Below are 24,241 nucleotides of genomic sequence, written 5' to 3'. Positions count from 1 at the left end.
CGCCGGCGCCGAAGGCCCGGCCGAAAGCACAGTCATACGTGGAGCCCGCATTCGACCTTGCCGGTGCCGGCCCAGCGGCCGCTGCGCGGGTCCTCACCGGGTGCCACGCGCTGGGTGCACGGCTCGCAGCCGATGGACGGGTAGCCGTCGTACTGGAGCAGGTTCACCAGTACGCCGTTGTCGGCGATGTAGGAGTCCAGGTCCGCCTGGGTCCACGGCGCGATCGGGTTGAGCTTCACCATGTCGCGCTTGGCGTCGTACTCGACGATCGGCGTGTTCGCCCGGGTCGGGGCCTCCTCGCGGCGGATGCCGGTCACCCAGGCCTTGTAGCCGGACAGGTACCGGTTCAGCGGCTCGACCTTGCGGAGTGCGCAGCACTTGTCCGGCTCGCGGGCGTAGAGCTTCTCGCCGTACTCCGCGTCCTGCTCCTCGACGGTCTGTTTCGGAGTGGCGTTGATCAGGTTGATCGGCAGCGTCGCCGCCACCGCGTCGCGGGTGCCGATGGTCTCGGCGAAGTGGTAGCCCGTGTCGATGAACAGCACATCCACACCTGGGGCCGCCTCGGCCGCGAGGTGGGGGAGTGCCCCGTCTGCCATCGAGGCGGTCACCACCAGTTCGTCACCGAAGGTCTCCCGCGCCCACGCCAGCACTTCCTGCGCCGAGGCGTCGGCTAGTCGTTCGTTCGCCTCTTCGGCGAGCGTCTTCAGATCCGTCGTCATTCCACCGTCACCCGCAGTCCGATCATCTTGAGCTGGAACACCCGTGCACACGGCCGGCACTCCCACGCGCCGTGCCCTTCCTCCGAAGGCCGGAGGTCCTCGTCACCGCAATAGGGGCAATAAAGCGGTGCTGCTCGCTCACTCATCGACGTCCTCGCTTCGCTGCGGCGACGATGAGTGATGCACTGCTCTGCTGGATGGCGAACTCGCGTCGCTCCTTCACGCCAAAGCCTCCTCATCCGCACGGGTGACCCACTGGGCGAATCGCTCGCCCTCGTTGCGCTCCTTCAGGTAGTTCTGCGTGACCCGCTCCACGTAGTCGGCCAGACCGGCCGAGGTGACCTTGTGGCCGCGCAGCTTGCGGCCGAAGCCGGCGTCGAGGCCGAGGCCACCGCCGAGGTGGACCTGGTACCCCGGCACCTGGTTGCCGTCGGCATCGCGGACCAGCTGGCCCTTGAGACCGATGTCGGCGACCTGGATCCGGGCGCAGGAGTTCGGGCAGCCGTTGACGTTGACCGTGATCGGCACGTCGAGCTCGGGGATCCGCTGCTCGAGCTCGCCGATCAGTTCGGCCGCCCGGGCCTTGGTCTCGACGATCGCCAGCTTGCAGAACTCGATTCCGGTGCAGGCCATCGTGTTCCGCCGCCAGCCCGACGGCCGCGCCTGGTAGCCGAGCTCGTCGAGCTGCTGGACCAGCGACTCGACCTTCGACTCCTCGACGTCGAGCACGATCAGCTTCTGCTGGGCGGTGGTCCTGATCCGGTCCGAGCCGTGCGCCGCGACCACGTCGGCCACCTTGGCCAGGGAGCTGCCGGACACCCGGCCGACCACCGGCGCCACGCCCACGTAGTACCGGCCGTCCTTCTGCTGGTGGACGCCGACGTGGTCGCCCTGGACCGCCGGGATCTCCGGCGCGGGACCGTCGATCAGCTTGCGCTTGAGGTACTCGGTTTCGAGTACCTCCCGGAACTTCTCCACACCCCAGTCGGCGACCAGGAACTTCAGCCGGGCCCGGTTCCGCAGGCGCCGGTAGCCGTAGTCGCGGAAGATGCTGGTCACGCCCCACCAGGCCTCGTGCACCTCCTCGAGCGGGATCCAGGTGCCGAGCCGCTGGGCGAGCATCGGGTTGGTCGACAGTCCGCCGCCGACCCACAGGTCGAAGCCCGGCCCGTGCTCGGGGTGCACCACGCCGACGAACGCGATGTCGTTCACCTCGGGTACGACGTCGTGCGAGGGGTGACCGGTCAGCGCGGTCTTGAACTTGCGCGGCAGGTTCGAGAACTCGGTGGAGCCGATGTACTTCTCGACGATGTCGTTGATGGCCGGGGTCGGGTCGATGATCTCGTCCGCGGCGATGCCGGCGACCGGGCTGGCGATCACCACGCGCGGGACGTCACCGCAGGCCTCGGTGGTGTAGAGACCGACGGCCTCGAGCTTCTGCCAGATCGCCGGGACGTCCTCGACCCGGATCCAGTGCAGCTGGATGTTCTGCCGGTCGGTGATGTCGGCGGTGTCGCGCGCGTAGCTGCTGGACACCTCGGCGATCACCCGCAGCTGCTCGGTGCTGAGCTGGCCGCCCTCGATCCGGACCCGCAGCATGAAGTAGCGGTCGTCCAGTTCCTCCGGCTCCAGCGTCGCGGTCTTGCCGCCGTCGATCCCCGGCTTGCGCTGGGTGTACAGACCCCACCAGCGGAACCGGCCGCGCAGGTCGGCCGGGTCGATCGAGTCGAAGCCGCGGTGCGCGTAGATGTTCTCGATCCGGGCCCGGACGTTGAGGCCGTCGTCGTTCTTCTTGTTCTCCTCGTTCTTGTTCAGCGGCTCGCGATAGCCGAGCGCCCACTGACCTTCGCCCTTGCCCTTGCGGGGGCGGGCGGGCTTGCGGGGAGCAGACGTGACGCCAGTCATCCGGGAGGGTGTCCTTGTCCTCGTGACAGGTGCGTCCGCGGGCTGCGGGATCGAAGCGTCGTCGGTTCGATGCGTTCCGCGGTGCGCACCCAGCGGTGATCGGGGGTGATCAGGGGGCCGTCATTGGCCCGGGCAGGGTGGCTGTCAGAACATCGAAGGACAACAGATGGCGCTGCGCATCCGCCCGAGGTCGACGTGAATCCGACCTACGAGATGAGTGGAGCGGGCAGCGAGCATGCTGATAAGAGTCAGCGCCAACGCCTGACAAATCAACTCCCAATCCTGCATTGTGAGACCAAGTCTCACGATGTGGCTAACCCGATCAGTCCACTCGAGATTGATCCGGGCCGGTTTCGGCGTCCGGCACCAGTGTTCGGCGACACTTGGCTCGAGGCGGCGCGCGACCGAGAGATGGCTCACATTGACCAGGTTCGACGGAGGAGATCTCGTCGCACCTTCGGGAGTGAGGGGCGGCCGCTGAGGGATACTGAGGGGACGTGGGGTGGGCGGATGAGTGGTGTGCCGGTGGGGACGGTCTCGATGTTGTTCTCGGACATCGAGGGGTCCACGGTGCTGCTCACCCGGCTGGGGCCGGAGTACGTCGAGGTGCTGGAAGACCACCGCCGCATCCTGCGGAGGGTGTGGGCGGCCACCGGCGGTACGGAGATGTCGACCGAGGGCGACAGCTTCTTCGTGGTCTTCCGTACAGCGGTCGAGGCGATCGAAGCGGCCGCCGCGGCGCAGCGGTCACTCGACGACCACGAGTGGCCGGGTGGTGAACGGCTGCTCGTCCGCATGGGCGTCCACACAGGTTCGCCCGGTGTGCTCGACGGCGACTACTGGGGCATGGACGTGCACCGGGCGGCGCGCATCGCCGCCGCCGCGCACGGCGGCCAAGTGGTGATCTCCGCCGCGACCGGCGAACTCGTCCGCGGCGCCTTCCCCGAGGGCACGTCGCTGCGTGATCTCGGCGTACACCACCTGAAGGACATCCCCGAGCCGGAACACCTCTATCAGCTGATCGTCCGCGGGCTGCGGGAGGACTTCCCGCCACTCCGCACAGTAGGTACGGCGACCAGCCTGCCCGCGCCGGCGACGCCTCTGATCGGCCGGGACGACGACCTGGCACGTCTGACGGAGATCTTCCGTGCGCCGGACGTCCGCCTGGTGACACTCACCGGACCCGGCGGGGCTGGCAAGACGCGGATGGCCGGCGCGGCGGCCGAGCGGTTGTCTGCCGGCTTCGGCAACGGTGTGTACTTCGTACCCCTCGCGGCGGTGCGCACCGAGTCGGTGATGTGGACGTCGGTCGCGGAAATGCTCGACGTTCCACCGGCCGCGCGCCGGCCCGAGCGGCTGCTCGCCCATCTGGCGCGCCGCTCACTCCTGCTCGTCCTGGACAACCTGGAGCAGTTGGAGGGCGCCGACAGGGTCGTCGCCCGCATCCTCGAAGCGGCGCCCGGCGTCGGCGTCCTCGCCACGTCGCGGCGACCGCTCGGGCTGGCTGCCGAACATCAGTTCCCGGTCCAGCCGCTGGCTCTGCCGGACGACGTGACTGTCGCCGCGGCCGAGAGCTTCGCAGCCGTCCAGCTCTTCGTCGAACGCGCGCGGGCCGTGCGGCCTCAGTTCAGTCTCACGGAGAGCAACGTGGCCGAGGTGGTGGCGATCTGCCGCCGCCTGGACGGCCTGCCTCTCGCCATCGAGCTGTGCGCGACCCGGATCAAGGTGCTGAGCCCCAAGGCGTTGTTCGGCCGCATCGATCAAGCCCTCGACCTCGATTCCCGGAGCAGCGTGACGCCCGAGCGGCAGCGGACGCTCCGCCAGACCATTGCGTGGTCCTACCGTCTGCTCGACCCGGCGCATCGCAGCGTCTTCCGTCGCCTGGCCGCCTTCTCCGGCGGGGCGGACCTCGAGGCGGTCGCGGCTGTTGCCTTCGGCCCCGCCGAGCCGGCAGACCCGCTCGAGGCGATCGCGGAACTCCATGACGCGAACCTGGTCATGATCGGCGACGGTCCGGACGGAGAACCGAGGGTCTCGCTGCTGCAGACGATCGGCCGGTACGCCGACGACGAGCTACGGGCCTCCGGCGAGGCGGAGCTCGCTCACCGCGCGCATGCGACGTACTACGCCGGTCTCGCCGAGAACCTGCGGGCGATGCGGGAGTCGGCGGTCTGGACGAGCCTCGAGCTGGCCAGGACCGAGCTGGGCAACTTTCGCGCCGCACTCGACTGGGCGGTGCCGTCGGAAGGGCCCGACGACGGCGCCGGTGATCTCGCCGTCGGCCTCCGACTGTGCGCCGCCCTCAGTTGGCTGTGGGTGGTGGGAGGGTACGTGGCCGAGGGGCGTCGCTGGCACGAACGCGTCGTGGAGCGGGCCGGCCGAACACCGTCGCGCGACCTCGCTGTCTGCCTGCGGGGGCTGGGAAATCTGCTTCTGCAGCAGGGCGAGATCGAACGCGCCCACGAGGTGGCAGTCAGAGGCCTGGCGATGGCAAGGACGCAGGATGACCCGCCCACCGTCGCGCTCGCGCTGAGCCTGCTCGGGACCGCTCAAGGACGGGCAGGAGACGTCGAAGCGGCCAGTCGCACGCTGCAGGAAGCGCTCGACCTGCAGCGGGATCTCGATGACCGCGGTGGACTCGCACGGGTGCTGGGAAACCTCGGCGGCGTCGAGGCAGAACTTGGCCGGCTCGCTGGTGCCGAGGCGCTGATGAAGGAGTCGTTGTCGATCCTCGAGGACATCGGCGACGTCCACGAGGCCGCGACCCAGGGCCAGAACCTGGCCTACCTGCTCACCGTCACGGACCGCCTCGACGAGGCGACCGAACTGGCGCGCGGCCTGGTCGACACGATCGTCGCGCTCGGCAACCCGAGCTTGACCATGGCGTTCGCGAACACCGTGATGAACATCCTCCTGCGGCGCGACGATCCGGCCGGCGCCGCCCACCTGTTCGGAGCGGAGGAGGCGATGGGTCAGCGGCTCGAGATGCCGAATCCGCAGGCGGACGAGGAACTCGCGGAGGCGCTCGACCTGATCGGCGGCGTGATGTCACCCGAGGAGTGGGAGGCGCACCGCCGTCAGGGCCGGTCGGAACGCGTCGAGGATCTGCTCGTCCGGTTCCGGGACATGCCGCCGTCTACCGCGGCCCGTGTTCCGCCCGCCAGGACTTGAGGAGTTGGTCGAGGTCCTTGTGGATGAAGGCGAAGAAGTCGGCGGCCTCGGTCAGGCGGCGGCCGACGGCGGTGTCCTCGCCGAACAGGGCGGCGCCGGAGCGACTGGTCGACTCCCATTCGGCGAGCGCGCTGTTGCGGCGCTCGAGGATCGCGGAGAAGACGTCGTCGCGGATCCGGTAGTGGTCCTTGCGGGAGCCGGGGATCCGCTCCCGGGAGATGAACGACAGCTGCAGCAGTTGCCGTACGGCGCCGGACACGGCCGGCTGACTGATCCGCAGCGACTCCGCGAGCTCGGCGGACGTCATGGTGCCGGTCGGGCTGACCAGCATCCGCCCGATCACCCGGGCGGACATCGTCGGGACGCCGCTGTTCGCCAGCACCCCGGCGAACCGCTCGACGAACTGACTGATCTCTTCCGGGGTGGGTTCAGGCGGCATGGCCGCATCCTACTCCAACTATCACAACGTTCTGATAGTTGAAGCGCCCGCTCCCGGTCAGGGAGCGGGCGCCATGGGTCTCTCAGCTGAGCTCGAGGCCCGGGTACAGCGGGTGCTTGTCGAGCAGCTCCGCCGAGGCGGCCTTGGTCTTGTCCGCGACGCCGTCGGCGAGCACGTACTTCGCCTTCGACGCCGCTCCGGCCGACGTCGTGGTCGGGGTGGTCGACGACAGCACGTCGACGATCAACTCGGCGACCCGGTCGAACTCGTCGACCCCGAAGCCGCGGGTGGTCAGCGCCGGCGTACCGATCCGGACACCCGAGGTGTACCAGGCGCCGTTCGGGTCCCGCGGTACGGCGTTCCGGTTCGTCACGATCCCGGCGTCCAGCAGCGCCGACTCGGCCTGCCGCCCGGTGATCCCGTACGACGACACGTCCAGCAGCACGAGGTGGTTCTCGGTGCCGTCGGTGACGAGTTTGACGCCGCGCTTCATCAGGCCCTCGGCCAGCGCGACCGCGTTGTCCGCGATCGCCTGCGCGTACTCCTTGAACGACGGCTGCCGGGCCTCGGCCAGCGCCACCGCCTTGGCCGCCATCGTCTGGCTCAGCGGGCCGCCGAGCACCATCGGGCAACCGCGGTCGACCGCGTCGGCGTACTCCGGCTGGCACAGCACCATGCCGCCGCGCGGACCGCGCAGGGACTTGTGCGTCGTGGTCGTGGTGACGTGCGCGTGCGGCACCGGGTCGAAGTCACCGGTGAAGACCTTGCCGGCCACCAGGCCGGCGAAGTGGGCCATGTCGACCATCAGGGTCGCGCCGACCTCGTCCGCGATCTCGCGCATCTTCGCGAAGTTCACCTTCCGCGGGTACGCCGAGTAGCCCGCGATCAGGATCAGCGGCTTGAACTCGCGGGCGATCCGGGCGACCTCGGCGTAGTCGAGCAGCCCGGTCTGCGGGTCGGTGCCGTAGGAGCTCTGGTGGAACATCTTGCCGGAGATGTTCGGCCGGAAGCCGTGGGTCAGGTGACCGCCGGCGTCCAGCGACATGCCGAGCATCTTCTGGTCGCCGAACGCCTTGCGGAGCTTGGTCCAGTCCTCCTCGGTCAGGTCGTTGACGTGCTTCGCGCCGGCCTCGGCCAGCGCCGGCGACTCGATCCGCTGGGCCAGGATCGCCCAGAAGGCGACCAGGTTCGCGTCGATGCCGGAGTGCGGCTGGACGTAGGCGTGCGGTGCGTCGAACAGCGCCTTGGCGTGGTCGGCGGCGGCCTGCTCGACCGTGTCGACGTTCTGGCAGCCGGCGTAGAAGCGGTGCCCGATGGTGCCCTCGGCGTACTTGTCGGACAGCCAGTTGCCCATCGTCAGCAAGGTGGCGGGGGAGGCGTAGTTCTCGCTCGCGATCAGCTTCAGCGAGGAGCGCTGGTCGGCCAGTTCGGCCTTGATCGCGCCGGCGATGGTGGGTTCCACCGCGCCGATCACCTCGAGCGCGTTGCGGTACGCGGCCGATGCGGCGGCGGCATCGAAGGGTTGAGTCATCGTTGTCTCTCCTGCGGTTGCAGTGGGTCGAAGGCACCCAGGCGCACGGTGCCGACGGTCTTCGCTCCCCGGTGGTTCTCCACCTCAGCGCGCCAGTCGCGACGCCCTCACCCTATCGTGCGCTCGACGATCTGCCGGAAGGGTGTGGTCCTCGGAAGCGTGCCGAACACACCGCCCCAATCGCCGGCCAGCCTGGACGCGACGAAGGCGTCCGCGACCTCCGGCGGCGAGTACCGGACCAGCAGCGAGGCCTGCAGGCACAGGGCCATCCGCGCCGCCAGCCGCCGGGCGCCGGCTTCCGCCTCGGACACATCAGCAAGCGCTTGCAGTACGTCGTTGACCGCGGCATCGAGCCGGTGATCGGCACCCTGGCAGGTGGCCAGCTCGGTCAGCCAGGCCTCCAGCGACTCGGGCCGGCGCAGGGCCCGCAGGACGTCGAGTGCGTTGACGTTGCCGGAGCCTTCCCAGATCGAGTTCAGCGGCGACTCCCGGAACAGCAGCGGCATCCCCGACTCTTCGACGTACCCGTTCCCGCCCAAACACTCCAACGCCTCAGCCACCATGAACGGCGTCCGCTTACACACCCAGAACTTCGCCAACGGAAGTGCGATCCGCCGGAAGGCGGCAGCCTGAGCATCACCCGCGAGCGAGGCGTCAACCGCGGCGGCTAGGCGCATGCCTAGAGCGGTGGCGGCTTCGCTCTCCAGGGCGAGGTCGGCGAGGACGTTTTGCATTGCGGGCTTTTCGCTGAGGAGGCTGCCGAAGGCTGAGCGGTGGCGGGTGTGCCAGACGGCCTCCACGAGGGCGCGGCGCTGGAGGGCGGCGGAGCCGAGCACACAGTCGAGGCGGGTGGCGGCGACCATCTCGATGATGGTGCGAACCCCGGCGCCCTCGTCGCCGAGCCGGTACCCGACCGTGCCGTGGAACTCGACCTCGCTGGACGCGTTCGACCGATTGCCGAGCTTGTCCTTCAGCCGCTGCAGGGCAAACGCGTTCCGGTTGCCATCGGCAAGGACCCGCGGTACGACGAAGCAGCTCAGCCCCTCCGGCGCCTGCGCGAGCACCAGGAAGACGTCCACCTGCGGCGCCGAGCAGAACCACTTGTGCCCGTTCAGCTGGTACTCGCCGTCGTTCCCGGTCGGCGTCGCGGTGGTGAGGTTCGCGCGGACGTCGGACCCGCCCTGCTTCTCGGTCATCCCCATCCCGGCGAGCACACCGGTCTTCTCGGCCGCGGGCAGCCGGCGTACGTCGTACTGGGTGGAAGCGAGTTGCGGGATCCACTCCTTGGCGAGCCGCTCGTCGGCCTTCAGCGCGGGCACGGCGGCGTACGTCATCGAGATCGGGCAGCCGTGGCCGGGCTCGACCTGCGACCAGAGGTAGAAACCGGCGGCGCGGGTCAGGTGCGCCGACGGACGGTCGCTTGTCCACGGCGCCGCCTGCAGGCCGAAACCGACGGCCTGCTCCATCAGCCAGTGCCACGCCGGATGGAACTCGACCTCGTCGACCCGGTGCCCGTAGCGGTCGTGGGTGCGCAGGACGGGCGGGTTCTGGTTCGCCGGAAGCGCCCGGGACAGCGCCTCCTCGGACCCGGCCAGCTCACCGATCCGGTGCAGGGCCGGATCGTCCGCGAGCGCGGCGTACGGGCGCAGAGCGTCACCGAGCGCCGCGTCTCGGGTGAAGAAGTTCACTCCGCGCAGTGGGGGAGCCTGGTTCGTTACCGCGAATGGGTCCGCCATGTCAGTACGGTAAGCGGTATGGCACGTTCTGGGGCAGGACCCACGGGTGGGAGCTCCTTCTCATCGGCATGGACCTGGGTCCGCAAGATCCCCGCGACGACCTGGAAGCTGCTCAGCCAGACTGTCGGCGTCTGCCTGCGCTACCGGGTCACCGGGCTCGCGGCCGAGGGGGCGTTCTTCGCCATCCTCTCGCTGCCTCCACTGATCTTCGGGCTGGCCGGAAGCCTCGGCTACATCGCCAGCCGGTACTTCGAGGTCGAGACGATCGACGAGATCAAGGAGCAGATCGCCGACCTGGCGGCCCGGGCGCTGACCGTCGACTCGGTCCAGAGCGTGATCGTGCCGACCCTGGACCAGGTCCTCAGCGGCGGCCGGCCGGACGTCATCTCGATCGGTTTCGTGCTCGCGCTCTGGTCCGGCAGCCGCGCGCTGAACGTGTTCGTCGACACCATCACGATCATGTACGGGATGGGCGGCAAACGCGGCATCGTCCGCACCCGCGCACTGTCGTTCTCGCTGTACTGCGCCGCCTTGGTGATCGGCGTGATCGTCCTCCCGCTGGTGCTGGCCGGACCGGACGCGGTGGCCGCGCTGCTTCCGCATCGGCTCGACTTCCTGAACCAGCTGTACTGGCCGGTGGTGACGATCCTGTCGGCCGGCTTCCTGAACACCCTGTACCACCTGTCCGTGCCGGTGCGGACGCCGTGGGTGTCGGACCTGCCCGGGTCGTTCCTGGCCTTGTCGATCTGGATCCTGGGCAGCTTCATCCTGCGCTGGATCCTGCAGAGCACGGTCGGCGGTACGTCGATCTACGGCCCGCTGGCGGCGCCGATCGCCGTACTGCTGTGGCTCTACATGACGGCGATCGCGGTGCTCATCGGGGCGGCGCTGAACGCGGTGGTCGACCGGTTGTGGCCGCACAAGGCCCGGGCGACGGAGCCGGCCGCGCAGGCGCCGACGCGCAAGGACGCCGAGGACGAGGTGGAGCCGGTGATGAAGGCCGAGCCGGAGCCGCGCCACGAGCACACCCTGACCCCGGTCGACCGGCCGGCGCCCGTCGTCACGCCCGACGGTGCGAAACCGGCGCCGACCGAGGCGGAAGAAGAGGAAGCAGAGCGCAAGCCGGCGCCGGTGGGAAAATCCGGTGCGCAGAGTGAATCCGACGACCTACGCTGACGACATCAGCCGGTCCTTGATCAGGACCCCGGGACTTCGAAGGGAGGCGGACGCCATGAAGGTCGATCAGGCCCGCCGGGCCGACACCGCCTCCCGTACTGTCCGTCCGCTGAGCTGACCTCGCGGCCGGACCCTCCGAAAGGTTCGCCGCATGTCAGCAACGCTCCAGGCCCTGGGACTCGACAGCTCCACGGCCGAATTCCTCGCAGCCGTTCCGGACGGGCTCGTACCGGGTCGGGTCGCCCGGGTCGACAAAGGCCTGGCGACGGTTCTCACCGAGGACGGTCCGGTCCGCGCGACGTGGTCCGGTGCGCTCCTCGCTGCGATGGCCAGTGACCCTCAGGCCGGCCCATGTACAGGGGATTGGGCCGTACTGCGGTACTGGCCGGACGACCGGATCACGCTGGAGTTCCTGGGCCCACGCCGTACGGCGATCGTCCGGGCAGAGGCCAGTGGTACCTCGAAGGGCCAGGTACTGGCCGCCAACGTCGACGTCGTCGCCATCGTGGTCGGCCTGCATCCGGAGCCGAACATCGGCCGGATCGAGCGCTTCCTGGCCCTGGCGTGGGAGAGCGGTGCGCGACCGGTCGTCGTACTGACCAAGTCAGACCTCGTCGGTGACGCGGATTCGATTGCGGAGGACGTGGCGCAGGCCGCGCCGGGTGCCGACGTACTGGTCTGCAGTGCGACGACCGGAGACGGGCTCGCGTCGGTGCAGGCGTTGCTGGCGGGTGATGCGACTGTTGCGCTGCTCGGGTCGAGCGGTGCGGGCAAGTCGTCGCTGGTGAATGCACTGGCCGGTGTGGAGTTGCTGGACGTGCAGCAGATCCGTGACGACGGCAAGGGGCGTCACACGTCGGTCCGGCGTGAGTTGATCGTGCTGCCGAGTGGTGGCGTTGTCATCGACACACCAGGGCTGCGGGGGATAGGGCTGCAGGAGTCAGGGGAGGGTTTGACGGCTGCGTTCCCGGATATCGCGGCGTTGGCCGCACACTGCAAGTTCAAGGACTGCGTGCACGTGACGGAGCCCGGCTGTGCGGTGCGCGCCGCGCTGGAGGACGGGACACTGCCTCACCGCCGCTACGAGAGCTGGATGAAGCTCCAGCGCGAGGCAGCCTTCATGGCTCGCCGCTCCGACGCCCGCCTCCGCTCCGAGGCCAAGAAGGAATGGGCCCGCGCCTCCAAGTCGTACCGCCGCGACTTCAAGCCTCGGCCGTGATGAAAGGATCGGGGGCATGGATCGCGCAGTACTGGTCACAGGTGCCTCCCGAGGAATCGGCGCAGCCACGGCTCGAGCATTCGCCGCCGCCGGCGACCGGGTAGCGCTCCACTACAGCTCGTCCGCCGAGGCCGCGGCGATGGTGCTGAAGGAACTGCCGGGGTCGGGACATGTGCTCGCCCAGGCCGACCTCGCCGATCCGGACGCGATCCGGACCATGGTCGACGACGCCGCCGCGGCACTGGGCCGCATGGACGTCCTCGTGAACAACGCCGGCGTCTACCACCCGCACCGGATCCGCGAGACCACGTACGCCGAATGGCAGCGGGCCTGGGCCGACACCCTCGCGGTGAATCTGGTCGGCCCGGCGAACGTCGCATGGTGCGCGGTCCGGCACATGGGCCGCGGCGGGCGGATCGTGAACGTCTCGTCGCGCGGTGCGTTCCGGGGCGAACCCAACCAGCCCGCGTACGGCGCCTCGAAGGCCGGGATCGTGTCGTTCACCCAATCACTTGCTCGCGCCCTCGGCCCGGACGGGATCGCGGTGACCGCGATCGCACCAGGTTGGACCACCACCGACATGGCGTCCGTGCACCTCGCCGGCGAGGGCTACGACCGTCGCCGGCTGGAGAGTCCGCTGGAGCGCGTCGCCGTACCGGACGAGGTCGCCGCGGCCATTCTCTACCTCGCTTCACCGGAGGCCGAGTTCGCCACCGGCACCGTCCTCGACTTCAACGGCGGCTCCCACCTGCGCATGTAAACGGCCCTAGTCGGTTGCTCAACCTCCGCCACCGCTGTCGCCGCCTCCGCCGCCGTCACCCCAGCCGGCGTCCAAGCCCCCGTCGTAACCACCTCCGTGGGTGCCGGTATCGCCCCAGCCTCCGCCGGACCCGGTCTGTGCATCGAAACTGGCGATCGCGATGTAGCTCGAGCCGGCCCCGGCCGCGAAGTAGCCATGCCCGTACGGCGCAACCGCCGCACCGGCCTCCCAGTATGGGACCCGCCGGCTCCGGAACTGGACGAACCGGACCTCAGGCTCCTCCCCGGCCCGAATCCGCGCGGCGTCCTGCGCGCACGCCGGAACGGTTCGCGTCCCGACCTTCGGCTGGGTCCAGACCACGTCGGTCGTCGACGGACCGTGCTGCGGATTGAAGAAGCACGGCACCCTGCGCTCGGGCACCGGCTCGCCGCGCACCCGAGCCTGCACACAGACGATCGCGTATCGCCCGGTCGCCAAGGTGTCGGTCACCGCGCTGATGTCGTCGGGTTTGCGGATTCCCTTGACCGTCCGCTGTGCCGCCTCGTACGCGTCGAGCGCGACCTGGTAGTCCGCCCGCCCATCGGCGTCGAGCGTCTGCCCGGCCACCTGCGCGTCCAGGCGCCGCAGTTCCTCCCCGAGCAGCGTCACATCTTCGTCGGCAAGCGTGCGGATCTGCTCCAGCTCCTCCGCATCACCTTGCCGCGCGGCCCGCCGGTCCCACACGTACCGACCCGCCAGCACGACCCCGCCGCCCCCGAAGGCGGCCAGCAACCACCACACCCACCGACGGTACCTCCGCAACCATTCGCGGGGCAGCCCTTGGCGTGGACCGGCCGGCGGCTCCCGGAAAAGGGGTCGGTGGTTGGGGCGGCGGGTTGTTAGGGTCGCGGACGTGCATCGGATCATCACTCCGCCGGCCGCCGCTTAGCGGACGGCCGACCTCACCGCGCCCAGGTTTCTGACCTGGGCTTCTTCGGGCTGTTCGCAGACGCCCCGATCTTTTCGTGCGAACACCCTGGAGTGTCTGATGCATCACCGTCTCGCGCCGTCGTCGGCGCGCGGTCTCCTGTACGTCGCCCTCGCTGGAATCGCCTGGGGCACCGGCGGCCCCACCGGCGCCTTGCTCTTCCAGCACAGCGGCCTGAACTCGACAGCGATCTCCTTCTGGCGCCTGCTCGGCGGCGCCGTCTGGCTGGCAGCCGCCAGCTGGGTGCTCTGCCCGGCACGCCGACGCGGCCCGATCGTCGCGCAGTTCGCGGCCGCCCCGCTGCGCTACATCCTGAGCGGCCTCGGCCTCGCTGTCTGCCAACTCGGCTACTTCGCCGCCATCACGCGAGTCGGCGTCGCCGTTGCCACCGTCATCTCACTCGGCGCCGGGCCACTCTTCATCGCCCTCGGTGCTCGCGAGCGCATCACCGGCACCCTGCTGCTCGCCGTACTCGGCCTGGCCCTCCTCGTCTCCGACGGCGGAGGGACCGGTGGCGGGTCGATCGCGGGCGTCGCCTTCTCGCTGCTCTCAGCGGCCGGCTACGCACTCACCACATTGCTCAATCGCGACCAGCAGGACCCCATCACCAGTGCCTTGCTCGGTTTCACCACCGGCGCAGTCATCCTGTTGCCCTTGGCAATGGCCGGAGGCATCACCCCGGCAGCGGGCAGCTGGCCGTTGCTGGCGTACTTCGGCCTCGTCCCGACCGCGCTCGCCTACGCCCTCTTCTACACCGGCCTCCGAGCGATCCGCGCGTCCACCGCCGCGGTCATCGCGCTGATCGAACCACTCCTGGCAGCGCTGATCGGCGTACTGGCGTTCCACGAGCACCTGACCACGCTCAGTCTCACCGGCGCCGCCGTACTCCTCGCCGCGGTCCTTCTCCAAGCCCGCCGCGAGTAGCTTCTCAGCCGACCGGTCAGACCGGCTGACGCACGGGCGTCAGCCGGTCGCGACCTCCTCGGCAGCGCGGTGCAACCACTCCCGGACGCCGATCGGCCCGGCCGGGCTCGGGTTAGAGTCGCGTCATGTCGAGACGATCACCGCACGGCCCCGTCCCCGATCCCGCCGTCCTGCGTGCCAGGCTGGAGCGTGCCCGCGAGGCCGCCGCCGGGACGGGGTTGCTGATCGCGCCCGGATCGGACCTGCGGTATCTGCTGGGGCAGGCCGGCGGTTCGTTCGAGCGGCTCACCACGTTGGTCATCCCGGTCGACGGCGCGCCGACGCTCGTCGTGCCGAAGCTCGAAGCGCCCGGATTCGCCCACCTTCCCCTGGCGGAGTTGGGCGTCGAGGTCGTGACGTGGGTCGACGGTGACGATCCGTACGGCGTTGCCGCGGAGCGCCTGCGTGGATCGGACCGCGTGGCGGTCAGCGACTTCACGCCGGCGTTGCACGTGCTGGCGCTGCGCGAGGCGTTGCCGAAGGCCGAGCAGGTGCTGGCCGGACCGATCGTGCGTGAACTGCGGATGCGCAAGGACGCGGCCGAGATCGACGCCCTGCGGACGGCCGGTGCCGCGATCGACAGGGTGCACGCGCGCGTCGGCGAGTGGCTGCGGCCGGGCCGGACCAGGCCGAGGTCGGCGCGGACATCGCCGCCGCCATCGTCGAGGAAGGTCACGTGGCTGCCGACTTCGTCATCGTCGCCAGCGGCCCGAACGGCGCGAGTCCGCACCACAGTCTGTCCGACCGGGTGATCGAGTCCGGTGACGTCGTGGTCGTCGACATCGGCGGACCGGTTGCCGAGGGCTACAACTCGGACTCGACCCGGACGTACTCCGTCGGCGAGCCGCGGGAGGCGGATGTCGCCGGGACCTACGCCGTACTGCGGGACGCGCAGCAGGCGGCCGTGGACGCGGTACGGCCGGGGGTGTCCGCCGAGTCGATCGATGCGGCGGCGCGGGACGTGATCGCGGCAGCCGGATTCGGTGAGTTCTTCATCCACCGGACCGGTCACGGCATCGGGCTGGACGTGCACGAAGAGCCGTACATCGTCAGTGGCAACGGGCTGATTCTCGAGCCGGGGATGGCGTTCAGCGTCGAGCCGGGCATCTACCAGCCGGGGCGGTGGGGTGCGCGGATCGAGGACATCGTCGTGGTCACCGAGGACGGCGTCGAACCCATGAACCGCCGCCCGCACGACCTGGTGGTTGTCTGACGTCAGCCGGCCCGGAAGGTCTTGCGATAGGCGAGGGGGGAGACACCGAGTTCCGAGCGGAGGTGGTGACGCAACGAGGCGGCAGTACCGAGGCCGGCGGATTCCGCGACGCGGTCGACGGGCAGGTCGGTGGTCTCGAGCAGGTGGCACGCGTGCCGGATGCGTTGCTGCAGCAGCCAGGTGCCCGGGGACTGACCGGTCTCGGCCTTGAACCGCCGGCTGAAGGTACGCACGCTCATCTGGGCGTGCGCGGCCAACGCGGCGAGGCTCAACTCCTCGCCGAGCCGTTCCAGCGCCCACGCGCGGGTCGGCGCCGTACCGTCGCTGCCCTCCTCCGGGACGACACGTTCGATGAACTGTGACTGCCCACCGTCCCGCCACGGCGGTACGACGCAGTGCCGCGCGGCCCGGTTGGCGACCTCGCTGCCGAAGTCGCGGCGGATCAGGTGCAGACAGAGGTCGACTCCCGCGGCGAGACCGGCCGAGGTGACGACGTCGCCGTCGTCGACGAACAACAGGTCCTCGTCGAGTTTCACCTGCGGGTAGAGCGCCCGGAACATCTCGGCCCGGATCCAGTGCGTGGTCGCCGGCCGTCCGTCGAGCAGACCGGCCGCACCGAGCACGAACGCGCCGGTGCAGATGGAGGCGATCCGCGTCCCCGGCCGGATCGTGCCGAGCGCCTTCGCGAGGTCGTCCGGCAGCGTGCCTTCGTACCGCGGCTGGCGGATGTAGGTGCCGGGGATGATCACGGTGTCCGCCTCGGCCAGCGCCTCCGGTCCGTGGTCCGGGATCAGGCTGAACCCGGCGCCGGCGCGGATCGGGGCTCGCTCGAGTCCGCAGATCCGCACGTCGTACAGCGGCGTACCGTCGGCCTTGGTCGCGGCGCCGAACACGGTCGGCGGAATGGTCAGATCGAATCCGACGACCGGCTCCAGGGCCAGGACGGCGATCACATGCGGTCCGACCGCCTTCAGCCGGCGGGTCCGGGAGGTGTTGGTGCGCATGGCCATATCTTGACACATGATGGCGTTCTGGCCACTGGTCTGCCGGTACGCCAGACTGCACCCTGTCCGGGTGACGCAGATTCTGGAGAAGAAGACTGCCCGGGTGCACCTTGCCTGGGCAGTCGCCGCGGTCGGGTTCGTGACGCTGATCGGTGCGGCCGGGTTCCGCTCCGTGCCGGGGGTGCTGCTCGACCCCTTGCACGACGAGTTCGGGTGGTCGCACGCGACGATCTCGTCGTCGGTGTCGATCAACCTGTTGCTCTACGGCCTGATCTCGCCGTTCGCCGCGGCGCTGATGGACCGGCTCGGCTTGCGTCGTGTGGTGAGTGGTGCCCTCGTGCTCATCGCGCTGGGCAGTGGGCTGACCGTGTTCATGACCGAACCCTGGCAGCTTCTGCTCTGCTGGGGCTTGCTGGTCGGTGTCGGCACCGGATCGATGTCGATGACGTTCGTCGCGACGATCACCGGTCGCTGGTTCGTCCGTCGCCGTGGGCTTGTCACCGGCATCCTCACGGCCGCCGGCGCCACCGGGCAGCTCATCTTCCTCCCACTCATCGCCGGCCTGGCCAGTGCCTACGGCTGGCGTGTCCCCGCTCTCGTCGCCGCTGGTACGGCGTTGGCCGTCGTACCACTGGTGTTGCTGTTCCTGCGCGACTACCCGAGTGACGTCGGCCTGACGGCGTACGGCGCTCCAGAGGGCAGCACCGTGGGCCAACGGGTCCAGACGACGGGCAGTAGCGCGGTGCGGGCGCTGACTGCGTTGTGGTCCGCGATGCACCGGCCTGTGTTCTGGCTCCTTGCGGGCGGATTCGCCATCTGTGGTGCGTCGACGAACGGGTTGATCGGCACGCACTTCGTCACGGCGGCACACGACCACGGCATGCCCGTGACGACTGCTGCCTCACTGCTGGCCCTGGTCGGGGTCTTCGACGTCGGTGGCACGATCGTGTCGGGGTGGCTGACGGACCGCTGGGATCCGCGGTACCTGTTGATCGCGTACTACTCGCTGCGTGGGCTGTCGCTGCTCGTGTTGCCGTCCCTGCTCGGTCCGACGGCCGAGCCCAGCATGTGGGTGTTCATCATCTTCTACGGCCTGGACTGGGTTGCCACCGTGCCGCCGACCGTTGCGCTCTGCCGCGAGTGGTTCGGCGTCGACGGGCCAATCGTGTTCGGCTGGGTCTTCGCGTCGCACCAGATCGGTGCCGCACTCGCAGCCACCGGCGCCGGCGTGATCCGCGACGTGCAGGGCAGCTACAACCTCGCCTGGTACCTGGCCGGAGGGCTGTGCGCGGCAGCCGCTCTCATGTCCGCGAGCATCGGACGCCGCCTCGTAACCGCCTGAAGCTGTCGGCTAGCCTCGATCCAGGTCGAGGTCGGAGGGACGAGCGGGTGGACATCGAGCCGGGTGAGTTGACGGTCGGGCAACTGTCGCAGCGCAGCGGAGTGGCGATCTCCGCGCTGCACTTCTACGAACGGCAGGGCCTGATCGTCAGCCGTCGTACGGCGGGCAACCAGCGAAGGTACAAGCGGGACACGCTCCGCCGCGTCGCACTCATCCGGATCGCGCAGCGGGTCGGCATCCCACTCGCCGAGGTGGCCGCGATCCTCGCCCTGCTGCCGGAGAACCGCACGCCGACGCGCCAGGACTGGGAGCGCATCTCCGAGTGCTGGCAGGCCGAGCTCGACAAGCGCATCAAGCATCTGGAGCAACTCCGCGACGACTTCAAGGACTGCGTCGGCTGCGGCTGCCTCTCCCTGGACCGCTGCGCCCTGGCCAACCCGTACGACGCTCTGGCCGCCAAGGGCCCTGGTCCGCAGCGGCTGGTCGGCGCCGGTGGCGAGCCGTGCCACCCCGGGAAGTGCGCCTGATCCCGGTAGTTGTCCACAGGTGAGCGACCGGCACGAGAAAAGTGGGGGCGCGGGCGTCTAGGGTCGGTGCCATGGCTGACACCAGTTCGACCACCAGCACTCTGACCGAGGCGCGCGCGGAGATCGCCGGCGGCGTGATCCGGGCGATCGCGGGTGAGAGCGCGCGACTGCGGGCGGACCAGGAGACCGCGGTCGCGGCGCTGTGCGAGCCGAGTGCGCGGGTGCTGGTCGTGCAGGCGACCGGGTGGGGGAAGTCGGCGGTGTACTGGGCGGCGACGGCCATCCGCCGCGCCGAGGGTGCGGGGCCGACCCTGGTGGTGTCGCCACTGTTGTCGTTGATGCGCGACCAGGTCGCGGCCGCGAGTCGGGCCGGTCTGAGGGCCGCGACGTTGAACTCCAACAACATCGACGAGTGGTCGGGTATCGAGCACGACCTTCGTTCCGGGGTGATCGACGTACTGCTGGTCTCGCCCGAGCGGCTGGCGAATCCCGGTTTCGGGCGGCGGGTGCTCGACGGTTTGGCCGGACAGGTCGGGTTGCTGGTGATCGACGAGGCGCACGCGGTGTCGGACTGGGGGCACGACTTCCGGCCGGACTACCGGCGCGTGTCCGACGTCCTCCAGCAGCTCAACCCGAAGACGCCGGTGCTGGCGACGACTGCGACCGCGAACGCGCGGGTGACCGACGACGTGGCGCATCAACTGGGAGAGTCCACGCTGGTGCTGCGTGGCCCGCTGGCTCGGTCGAGTCTGCAACTGGCCGTTGTCGATGCGTTGTCGCCGTTGGACCGGTTCGCCTGGGTGGTCGACCATCTGCCGAAGCTGCCGGGGTCGGGCATCGTCTACACGTTGACCGTGTCCGACGCGCAGCGGCTGGCGGCGGCGATTCAGGAGGTGCACGGCCGGGACGTGCCGGTCGCGGCGTACACGGGCGGGCTGGACGCGGGGGAGCGGGAGAGTCTCGAGGACGCGCTGCTCGCGAACGAGTTGAAGGCGCTGATCGCGACGTCGGCGCTCGGGATGGGATACGACAAGCCGGATCTCGGGTTCGTGGTGCACGTCGGTTCGCCGCCGTCGCCGGTGTCGTACTACCAGCAGGTCGGTCGTGCCGGTCGTGGGATCGACCACGCGGTGGTGGCGTTGCTGCCGTCGGACGCGGATGCGGGCGTGTGGGACTACTTCGCGACCGCGACGATTCCGGTGCCGGAGAACGTGAACCGGCTGCTGCGCGGGCTGGACGGATACGGGCCGGACCAGCCCGCCACCGTTCCCGCGCTGGAGGCGGAGACCGGTCTGCGCCGCGGCCGGGTCGAACTGATGCTGAAGCAACTCGCGGTCGACGGCGTGGTCGAGCGGGTCGAGCGCGGCTGGGTGCGCACCGGTGCGGAGTGGACGTTCGACGCGGCGCACTACGACGGCATCGTCGCGGTCCGGCGACGCGAGGCGGACATCATGCGGGCCTACACCCGCGGCGAACGTTGCCTGATGCAACTTCTGCAGGAGTCGCTGGACGACCCCACGGCCGAGCCGTGCGGGCGGTGCTCGGTCTGCCTCGGCGGGTTGCCAGATCCGCTCGGGGCGAAGCCGGAGCCGGAGACGGTGCAGTCGATCATCCGGTTGCTGCGCGGCGAGGTGCACATCCTGGAGCCGCGCAAGATGTGGCCGGGCGGTGCGTTCGGCGCGAAGGGGCGGATCCCGCCGGCGCTGGCGGCCGAGCCCGGGCGGACGATCGTGTACGCCGACGCGCCCGAGTGGCGGGAGGTGCTGCGCGGCACCTTCACCGACGGAGCGCCGGATCCCGAGTCGCTCGAGGCGCTGAAGGCCGGCGCCGTGGCGGCGTTGTCGCGCTGGCGTGGTTCGTGGTCGAGCCGTCCGGAGGTCGTCGTACCTCTCGCGGCCGCGGGTCATGGACGCCTGACCAACGAGATCGCGGACCACGTCGCCACGGTCGGTCGCCTCGATCGGGCCGAGCTCACTGTCAACCCGGCCGGGTTCTCCGACGATCTGTCTTCCGCCGAGGAGGCGAGGGTCTGGCGCGACGGCATCCACGTCGACGACCCGACGGCGCAGGCCGTTGCCGGCCGGACCGTCCTCCTCCTCGCCGACGCAACCTCCTCGCAGTGGCCGATCACCGTGGCCGCGGCCAAACTCCGGGAGTCCGGCGCCGCCGCCGTCCTCCCGCTCCTGATCCACAAGCGTCCGTAGGCCCCGGCGCTCGAACGGTCGGCGGCTGCGCGCCGTGGTCAGCGCGCGGCCGGTATGCGCCGCGGTTGTCGGCAAGCGCCGTACCGGCTCGCCGGGCGTTACCTGACCGCGGCGAGTTCGGGGGTGGACTCCACGAAGGACTTGAGGTCGGAGACGAGCTGGACCCAGCCCCCGGACACCATCTCGCGGATGGCGCTGCCCGGTTCGAAGCCGGTGTGGACGACGGTGAGCTTCACCTGGTCGCCGACGGGTTCGAGCTCGAAGCTGGCCTTGGACAGTGGCTCGCTGCTGGCCCTCCGGTAGACCTCGTCATCCAGCTCGAAGGTCTTCGCGAACTCCGGCGTGACGTGGTGCCAGGTGTACGCGAGGCGCCGGTACGGATCGTGCTCGAGGACTACCTGGCCCGGCCCCGCCATCGTGATGTCACCCATGTGCCAGATCAGCTCCGAGCCGGCCTGCCAGTCGGTCTCGAACTGGACACCCCAGTACTGCTCGGTGAACTTCGGGTCGGTCAGTGCCTGCCACAGCCGTTCCGGCGTGGTCTTGATGTAGGTCGTGTAGACGAAGTCGTTGTCGCTCATGGTCTCGGCCTCCAGAGCCGTCTTGAGATCGGCGAACAGTTGCGCCCGCCGGCGGTCGTACTGGTTCATCCAGCGGTCGGCGATGGCATTGATCGGCTCGGCGTTGAGGTAGTGCAGCTTCTCCCGCCCGCGCCAGACGGTCGTGACGAGGTTCGCGCCCTCCAGTACGGCGAGGTGCTTGCTGACCGACTGCCGGGCCATGTCGAGACCGGCGCAGAGCTCGCGCAGGGTCTGCCCGTTGCGGGCGTTCAGCATGTCGAGCAACTGCCGGCGGCTCGGGTCGGCCAGCGCGCGGAACACTTCGTCGTCCATCGCCCCTCCGATCCAGTTGTGCAGCCGCCTGGCTGCACAACCGACAATAGGCAGCCGTACGGCTGCATGTCAACCGCCCGAATCAGGTTGACGCCGTTCGGAGGATGGACGGGTGAAGATCGAGAGCCTCGGGTTCCGGACCGACCTGCTGTTGCTGAAGCTCGGCGGGAGCGAGTTCGAGGACGCCGGCGAATACATCGTGGTGCGGACACCGGACAACCCCGGCTACTGGTGGGGGAACTTCCTGCTGTTCCGGGCGCCGTTCGAGCCCGGCGATGTGGAGCGCCGGCTGGACGCGTTCCGGTCGGAGTTCCCGGTGGCGGACCATGTTGCCTTGGGCATCGACAACGTCGACGGCCTGATCGGGGCCGAGGACGACGTGGTGGCGGCCGGGTTGGCCGTCGACCGGAACGTGGTGATGACGACGGGCGAGGTCGTCCCACCGAGCCGGCCGAACGACGAGTCGACGTACCGGTTCCTGAACGGCGACGACGACTGGGAGCAGTTGGTGCGGCTGAATCTGGCGACTGCGCCGGTGGCGGTCGACGACGGCTACATCGACTTCACCCGGCGTCGGGTCGAGTCGCAGCGGTCGCTGGTGGACGCCGGCCACGGCAAGTGGTTCGGCGCTTTCGACGGGGACCGGCTGCAGAGTTCGCTCGGGCTGATGTTCGACGGGCAAGGGCTGGCGCGGTTCCAGAGCGTGCAGACGCACCCGGACGACCGCAGCAAGGGCATCGCGAGCACGCTGGTCCACCATGCGTCGACGTACGGCCTCACCGAAGGCGGCGCGACGACGCTGGTGATGGTCGCGGATCCGGAGTACCTGGCGATCCGCATCTATCGCGCGCTCGGCTTCACCGACACCGAGACCCAACTCCAGTTCAGCCGCCGGCCGTCCTGATCCGGTCGTCGGTGCCGGGGCGTGGCAGGGTTGGGGTATGGCTGAGACTGACGTACGGCGTGGGGTCGTTCTGGTGACCGGTGGTAGCCGGGGGATCGGGGCCGCGGCCGCGGCGGCACTGGCCGCGGACGGGTGGGACGTCGGGGTGAACTACCGGTCCCGCGCGGACGAGGCGGCGCGGGTCGTGAAGGCGTGCGAGGACCTGGGTCGGCGGGCGGTCGCGGTGCAGGCCGACGTCACCGAGGCGGATCAGATCGAGCGGCTCTTCGACACGGTCACCGCCGAGCTCGGGCCGATCGGGGCCGTGATCAACAACGCCGGCGTTGTATCGCCGTCCGGGCGGGTCGCGGAGTACGACGTCGCCCGGCTGGAGCGGGTGTTCCGGATCAACTCGATCAGCGCCATCCTCGTCGCGGGTGCCGCGGTCCGGCGGATGTCCACGGCGTACGGCGGATCCGGCGGAGTCATCGTCAACGTGTCGTCGAGGGCCGCTGTGCTCGGGGCGGCGGGGGAGTACGTCGACTACGCCGCGAGCAAGGCCGCGGTCGACGCACTCACCGTCGGACTGGCGAACGAGGTCGCCAAGGAAGGCATCCGCGTCCTCGGCATCCGTCCCGGTCTGATCGAGACCGAGATCCACGCGGAAGGGCGGCTCGAGCGCATCGGCAGCACACCACCACTCGGCCGGCCGGGCAAGGCCGAAGAAGTCGCCGAGCTGATCACCTTCCTTGCCTCCGACCGCGCCTCCTACATGACCGGTTCCACCGTCGACGTGGCCGGCGGTCGCTGATCACCTGCCACACTTGGCGAGGTTCCAGACCTGAGGAGGAGGTACCGCGTGGGACTGCGGCCGGTGGATCTGGCGCGGCGGGCCGGGATCTCGACGCAACTGGTGCGCAACTACGAGGCGGCCGGAATCCTGCCGCCCGCGCCGCGGTCCGCGAGCGGGTACCGGCAGTACGGCGAGGAGCACTTGTCCGCGTTGCTCACCTATCGGGCGCTCGCACCGGGGTTCGGCGCCGAGGTCGCGACGGACATCATGCGCGCTGTTCACGCCGGTGACGAAGCATTGGTCTACCGGCTTGTGGATGCGACGCATGCCGGGTTGCATCAGCAGCGACTCGCGACGGATGCGATGAGCGAAGCGCTGGGTGCCGCGGCCGCCGAGTTCCTCGACGAGCAGCCGGTGTCCGGGCCGTCGTTGCTGGTGGGGGAGTTGGCCCATCAGTTGGGCGTGCGTACGTCGGCCTTGCGGGTCTGGGAGGCAGCCGGGTTGCTGACGCCGACGCGGGAGCCGGGGACGAAGTACCGGCGTTACGGGCCGGAGCAGGTGCGGGACGCCCGGATCATCCACATGCTCAGGCAGGGGCGGTACTACTTCGAGCAGATCAAACCGGTGCTCGAAGGACTACGGCGTACCGGGAGCACGGAGGCGTTGCGCGCCGCGATCGCGGAACGCCGGGCCGCCCACGACAACCGCACCAAGGCCATGCTGTACGGCGCCGCGCTGCTGCACCAGCTGATCGAGGACAAGCGGTCGCTGCAAGCCGGCTAGCTGGATCGGTTCG

Annotated in this window: 21 protein-coding genes and 1 riboswitch; of the genes, 13 read left to right on the top strand and 8 right to left on the bottom strand. The window is 69.7% G+C overall.

Annotated elements, in window-relative coordinates:
* Window positions 1–32: 32 nt before the first annotated feature.
* The gene (locus ACYVOK_RS10205) at window positions 33–719 is read right to left on the bottom strand and encodes a phosphoadenylyl-sulfate reductase (protein WP_460662051.1); all 687 of its coding nucleotides are present in this window, start codon (window positions 717–719) and stop codon (window positions 33–35) included.
* A gap of 219 nt (window positions 720–938) precedes the next feature.
* Window positions 939–2,624, bottom strand: a complete 1,686-nt coding sequence (locus tag ACYVOK_RS10200; protein WP_460662050.1) for a nitrite/sulfite reductase — start codon at window positions 2,622–2,624, stop codon at window positions 939–941.
* Window positions 2,625–3,134: 510 nt separating this feature from the next.
* Here ACYVOK_RS10200 and ACYVOK_RS10195 point away from each other — a divergent pair.
* Window positions 3,135–5,795, top strand: a complete 2,661-nt coding sequence (locus tag ACYVOK_RS10195) for an adenylate/guanylate cyclase domain-containing protein (RefSeq protein WP_460662049.1) — start codon at window positions 3,135–3,137, stop codon at window positions 5,793–5,795.
* On the opposite strand, the gene ACYVOK_RS10190 is transcribed toward ACYVOK_RS10195, so the two are convergent.
* The 3 genes from ACYVOK_RS10190 to ACYVOK_RS10180 form a co-directional block, all read right to left on the bottom strand.
* Window positions 5,761–6,234, bottom strand: coding sequence for a GbsR/MarR family transcriptional regulator (locus tag ACYVOK_RS10190; protein ID WP_460662048.1), 474 nt, complete (start codon window positions 6,232–6,234; stop codon window positions 5,761–5,763). The two genes, ACYVOK_RS10195 and ACYVOK_RS10190, sit on opposite strands and share 35 nt — an antisense overlap.
* 82 nt (window positions 6,235–6,316) lie before the next feature.
* Complete coding sequence (locus tag ACYVOK_RS10185) at window positions 6,317–7,765, bottom strand: glycine hydroxymethyltransferase (RefSeq protein ID WP_460662047.1); 1,449 nt, start codon at window positions 7,763–7,765, stop codon at window positions 6,317–6,319.
* A gap of 28 nt (window positions 7,766–7,793) precedes the next feature.
* A riboswitch (ZMP/ZTP riboswitch) is annotated at window positions 7,794–7,875 on the bottom strand.
* A complete protein-coding gene (locus ACYVOK_RS10180; protein WP_460662046.1) occupies window positions 7,873–9,501 on the bottom strand; it encodes an acyl-CoA dehydrogenase family protein in 1,629 nt (542 codons plus the stop codon). Its footprint overlaps the riboswitch before it by 3 nt.
* A gap of 18 nt (window positions 9,502–9,519) precedes the next feature.
* Between ACYVOK_RS10180 and ACYVOK_RS10175 the strand changes: the two genes are divergently transcribed.
* The 3 genes from ACYVOK_RS10175 to ACYVOK_RS10165 all read left to right on the top strand — a co-directional run bounded on the left by ACYVOK_RS10175 (window position 9,520) and on the right by ACYVOK_RS10165 (window position 12,656).
* Window positions 9,520–10,677 carry a YihY/virulence factor BrkB family protein gene (locus ACYVOK_RS10175; protein ID WP_460662045.1) on the top strand — a complete coding sequence of 386 codons (1,158 nt, stop codon included), beginning with the start codon at window positions 9,520–9,522 and terminating at the stop codon, window positions 10,675–10,677.
* Window positions 10,678–10,828: 151 nt separating this feature from the next.
* A complete protein-coding gene (rsgA, locus tag ACYVOK_RS10170) occupies window positions 10,829–11,896 on the top strand; it encodes a ribosome small subunit-dependent GTPase A (RefSeq protein WP_460662044.1) in 1,068 nt (355 codons plus the stop codon).
* A 16-nt stretch (window positions 11,897–11,912) separates the two neighbouring features.
* Window positions 11,913–12,656 carry an SDR family NAD(P)-dependent oxidoreductase gene (locus tag ACYVOK_RS10165; protein ID WP_460662043.1) on the top strand — a complete coding sequence of 248 codons (744 nt, stop codon included), beginning with the start codon at window positions 11,913–11,915 and terminating at the stop codon, window positions 12,654–12,656.
* An 18-nt stretch (window positions 12,657–12,674) separates the two neighbouring features.
* On the opposite strand, the gene ACYVOK_RS10160 is transcribed toward ACYVOK_RS10165, so the two are convergent.
* Window positions 12,675–13,436, bottom strand: a complete 762-nt coding sequence (locus tag ACYVOK_RS10160) for a hypothetical protein (RefSeq protein ID WP_460662042.1) — start codon at window positions 13,434–13,436, stop codon at window positions 12,675–12,677.
* Window positions 13,437–13,683: 247 nt separating this feature from the next.
* On the opposite strand from ACYVOK_RS10160, the gene ACYVOK_RS10155 reads away from it, so the two are divergent.
* The 3 genes from ACYVOK_RS10155 (at window position 13,684) to ACYVOK_RS10145 (ending at window position 15,799) form a co-directional block, all read left to right on the top strand.
* The gene (locus tag ACYVOK_RS10155) at window positions 13,684–14,547 is read left to right on the top strand and encodes an EamA family transporter (RefSeq protein ID WP_460662041.1); all 864 of its coding nucleotides are present in this window, start codon (window positions 13,684–13,686) and stop codon (window positions 14,545–14,547) included.
* Window positions 14,548–14,672: 125 nt separating this feature from the next.
* The gene (locus tag ACYVOK_RS10150; RefSeq protein WP_460662040.1) at window positions 14,673–15,338 is read left to right on the top strand and encodes an aminopeptidase P family N-terminal domain-containing protein; all 666 of its coding nucleotides are present in this window, start codon (window positions 14,673–14,675) and stop codon (window positions 15,336–15,338) included.
* Window positions 15,233–15,799, top strand: a complete 567-nt coding sequence (locus ACYVOK_RS10145) for a M24 family metallopeptidase (protein ID WP_460662190.1) — start codon at window positions 15,233–15,235, stop codon at window positions 15,797–15,799. Before ACYVOK_RS10150 ends, ACYVOK_RS10145 begins: the two co-directional genes overlap by 106 nt.
* 2 nt (window positions 15,800–15,801) lie before the next feature.
* Here the strand turns inward: ACYVOK_RS10145 and ACYVOK_RS10140 are convergent, their stop codons facing one another.
* Complete coding sequence (locus ACYVOK_RS10140; protein ID WP_460662039.1) at window positions 15,802–16,803, bottom strand: GlxA family transcriptional regulator; 1,002 nt, start codon at window positions 16,801–16,803, stop codon at window positions 15,802–15,804.
* Window positions 16,804–16,873: 70 nt separating this feature from the next.
* Here ACYVOK_RS10140 and ACYVOK_RS10135 point away from each other — a divergent pair, with 70 nt between their 5' ends.
* From ACYVOK_RS10135 to ACYVOK_RS10125, 3 genes are all read left to right on the top strand, one after another.
* Window positions 16,874–18,145, top strand: coding sequence for an MFS transporter (locus ACYVOK_RS10135; RefSeq protein ID WP_460662038.1), 1,272 nt, complete (start codon window positions 16,874–16,876; stop codon window positions 18,143–18,145).
* A 47-nt stretch (window positions 18,146–18,192) separates the two neighbouring features.
* Window positions 18,193–18,672, top strand: coding sequence for a redox-sensitive transcriptional activator SoxR (gene soxR / locus ACYVOK_RS10130; protein WP_460662037.1), 480 nt, complete (start codon window positions 18,193–18,195; stop codon window positions 18,670–18,672).
* Between the two features lie 71 nt (window positions 18,673–18,743).
* Entirely contained in the window at window positions 18,744–20,876 is a 2,133-nt protein-coding gene (locus ACYVOK_RS10125) for a RecQ family ATP-dependent DNA helicase (protein ID WP_460662036.1), read from the top strand.
* A gap of 98 nt (window positions 20,877–20,974) precedes the next feature.
* Here the strand turns inward: ACYVOK_RS10125 and ACYVOK_RS10120 are convergent, their stop codons facing one another.
* Entirely contained in the window at window positions 20,975–21,769 is a 795-nt protein-coding gene (locus ACYVOK_RS10120; protein ID WP_460662035.1) for an ArsR/SmtB family transcription factor, read from the bottom strand.
* A 112-nt stretch (window positions 21,770–21,881) separates the two neighbouring features.
* On the opposite strand from ACYVOK_RS10120, the gene ACYVOK_RS10115 reads away from it, so the two are divergent.
* The 3 genes from ACYVOK_RS10115 to ACYVOK_RS10105 are packed head-to-tail and all read left to right on the top strand — an operon-like array spanning window position 21,882 to window position 24,228.
* On the top strand, window positions 21,882–22,673 hold the full coding sequence (locus ACYVOK_RS10115) for a GNAT family N-acetyltransferase (RefSeq protein WP_460662034.1): 792 nt from the start codon (window positions 21,882–21,884) through the stop codon (window positions 22,671–22,673).
* Window positions 22,674–22,710: 37 nt separating this feature from the next.
* Window positions 22,711–23,463, top strand: coding sequence for an SDR family oxidoreductase (locus ACYVOK_RS10110; protein WP_460662033.1), 753 nt, complete (start codon window positions 22,711–22,713; stop codon window positions 23,461–23,463).
* Window positions 23,464–23,511: 48 nt separating this feature from the next.
* Complete coding sequence (locus ACYVOK_RS10105) at window positions 23,512–24,228, top strand: MerR family transcriptional regulator (protein WP_460662032.1); 717 nt, start codon at window positions 23,512–23,514, stop codon at window positions 24,226–24,228.
* Window positions 24,229–24,241 lie beyond the last annotated feature (13 nt).

This window comes from Kribbella swartbergensis (assembly GCF_054784135.1).
Note: the sequence above shows the minus strand (reverse complement) of the source record. Positions and strands in the feature narration are given on the sequence as shown.

Bases quoted from the DNA above. Each gene is read 5' to 3' on its own strand.
- ACYVOK_RS10120 (WP_460662035.1), bottom strand. From the start codon at position 21,769: ATGGACGACGAAGTGTTCCGCGCGCTGGCCGACCCGAGCCGCCGGCAG.
- ACYVOK_RS10175 (WP_460662045.1), top strand. From the start codon at position 9,520: ATGGCACGTTCTGGGGCAGGACCCACGGGTGGGAGCTCCTTCTCATCG.
- ACYVOK_RS10110 (WP_460662033.1), top strand. From the start codon at position 22,711: ATGGCTGAGACTGACGTACGGCGTGGGGTCGTTCTGGTGACCGGTGGT.
- ACYVOK_RS10205 (WP_460662051.1), bottom strand. From the start codon at position 719: ATGACGACGGATCTGAAGACGCTCGCCGAAGAGGCGAACGAACGACTA.
- ACYVOK_RS10155 (WP_460662041.1), top strand. From the start codon at position 13,684: ATGCATCACCGTCTCGCGCCGTCGTCGGCGCGCGGTCTCCTGTACGTC.
- ACYVOK_RS10190 (WP_460662048.1), bottom strand. From the start codon at position 6,234: ATGCCGCCTGAACCCACCCCGGAAGAGATCAGTCAGTTCGTCGAGCGG.
- ACYVOK_RS10200 (WP_460662050.1), bottom strand. From the start codon at position 2,624: ATGACTGGCGTCACGTCTGCTCCCCGCAAGCCCGCCCGCCCCCGCAAG.
- ACYVOK_RS10180 (WP_460662046.1), bottom strand. From the start codon at position 9,501: ATGGCGGACCCATTCGCGGTAACGAACCAGGCTCCCCCACTGCGCGGA.
- ACYVOK_RS10165 (WP_460662043.1), top strand. From the start codon at position 11,913: ATGGATCGCGCAGTACTGGTCACAGGTGCCTCCCGAGGAATCGGCGCA.
- ACYVOK_RS10185 (WP_460662047.1), bottom strand. From the start codon at position 7,765: ATGACTCAACCCTTCGATGCCGCCGCCGCATCGGCCGCGTACCGCAAC.
- ACYVOK_RS10150 (WP_460662040.1), top strand. From the start codon at position 14,673: ATGTCGAGACGATCACCGCACGGCCCCGTCCCCGATCCCGCCGTCCTG.
- rsgA (WP_460662044.1), top strand. From the start codon at position 10,829: ATGTCAGCAACGCTCCAGGCCCTGGGACTCGACAGCTCCACGGCCGAA.
- ACYVOK_RS10140 (WP_460662039.1), bottom strand. From the start codon at position 16,803: ATGCGCACCAACACCTCCCGGACCCGCCGGCTGAAGGCGGTCGGACCG.
- ACYVOK_RS10195 (WP_460662049.1), top strand. From the start codon at position 3,135: ATGAGTGGTGTGCCGGTGGGGACGGTCTCGATGTTGTTCTCGGACATC.
- ACYVOK_RS10125 (WP_460662036.1), top strand. From the start codon at position 18,744: ATGGCTGACACCAGTTCGACCACCAGCACTCTGACCGAGGCGCGCGCG.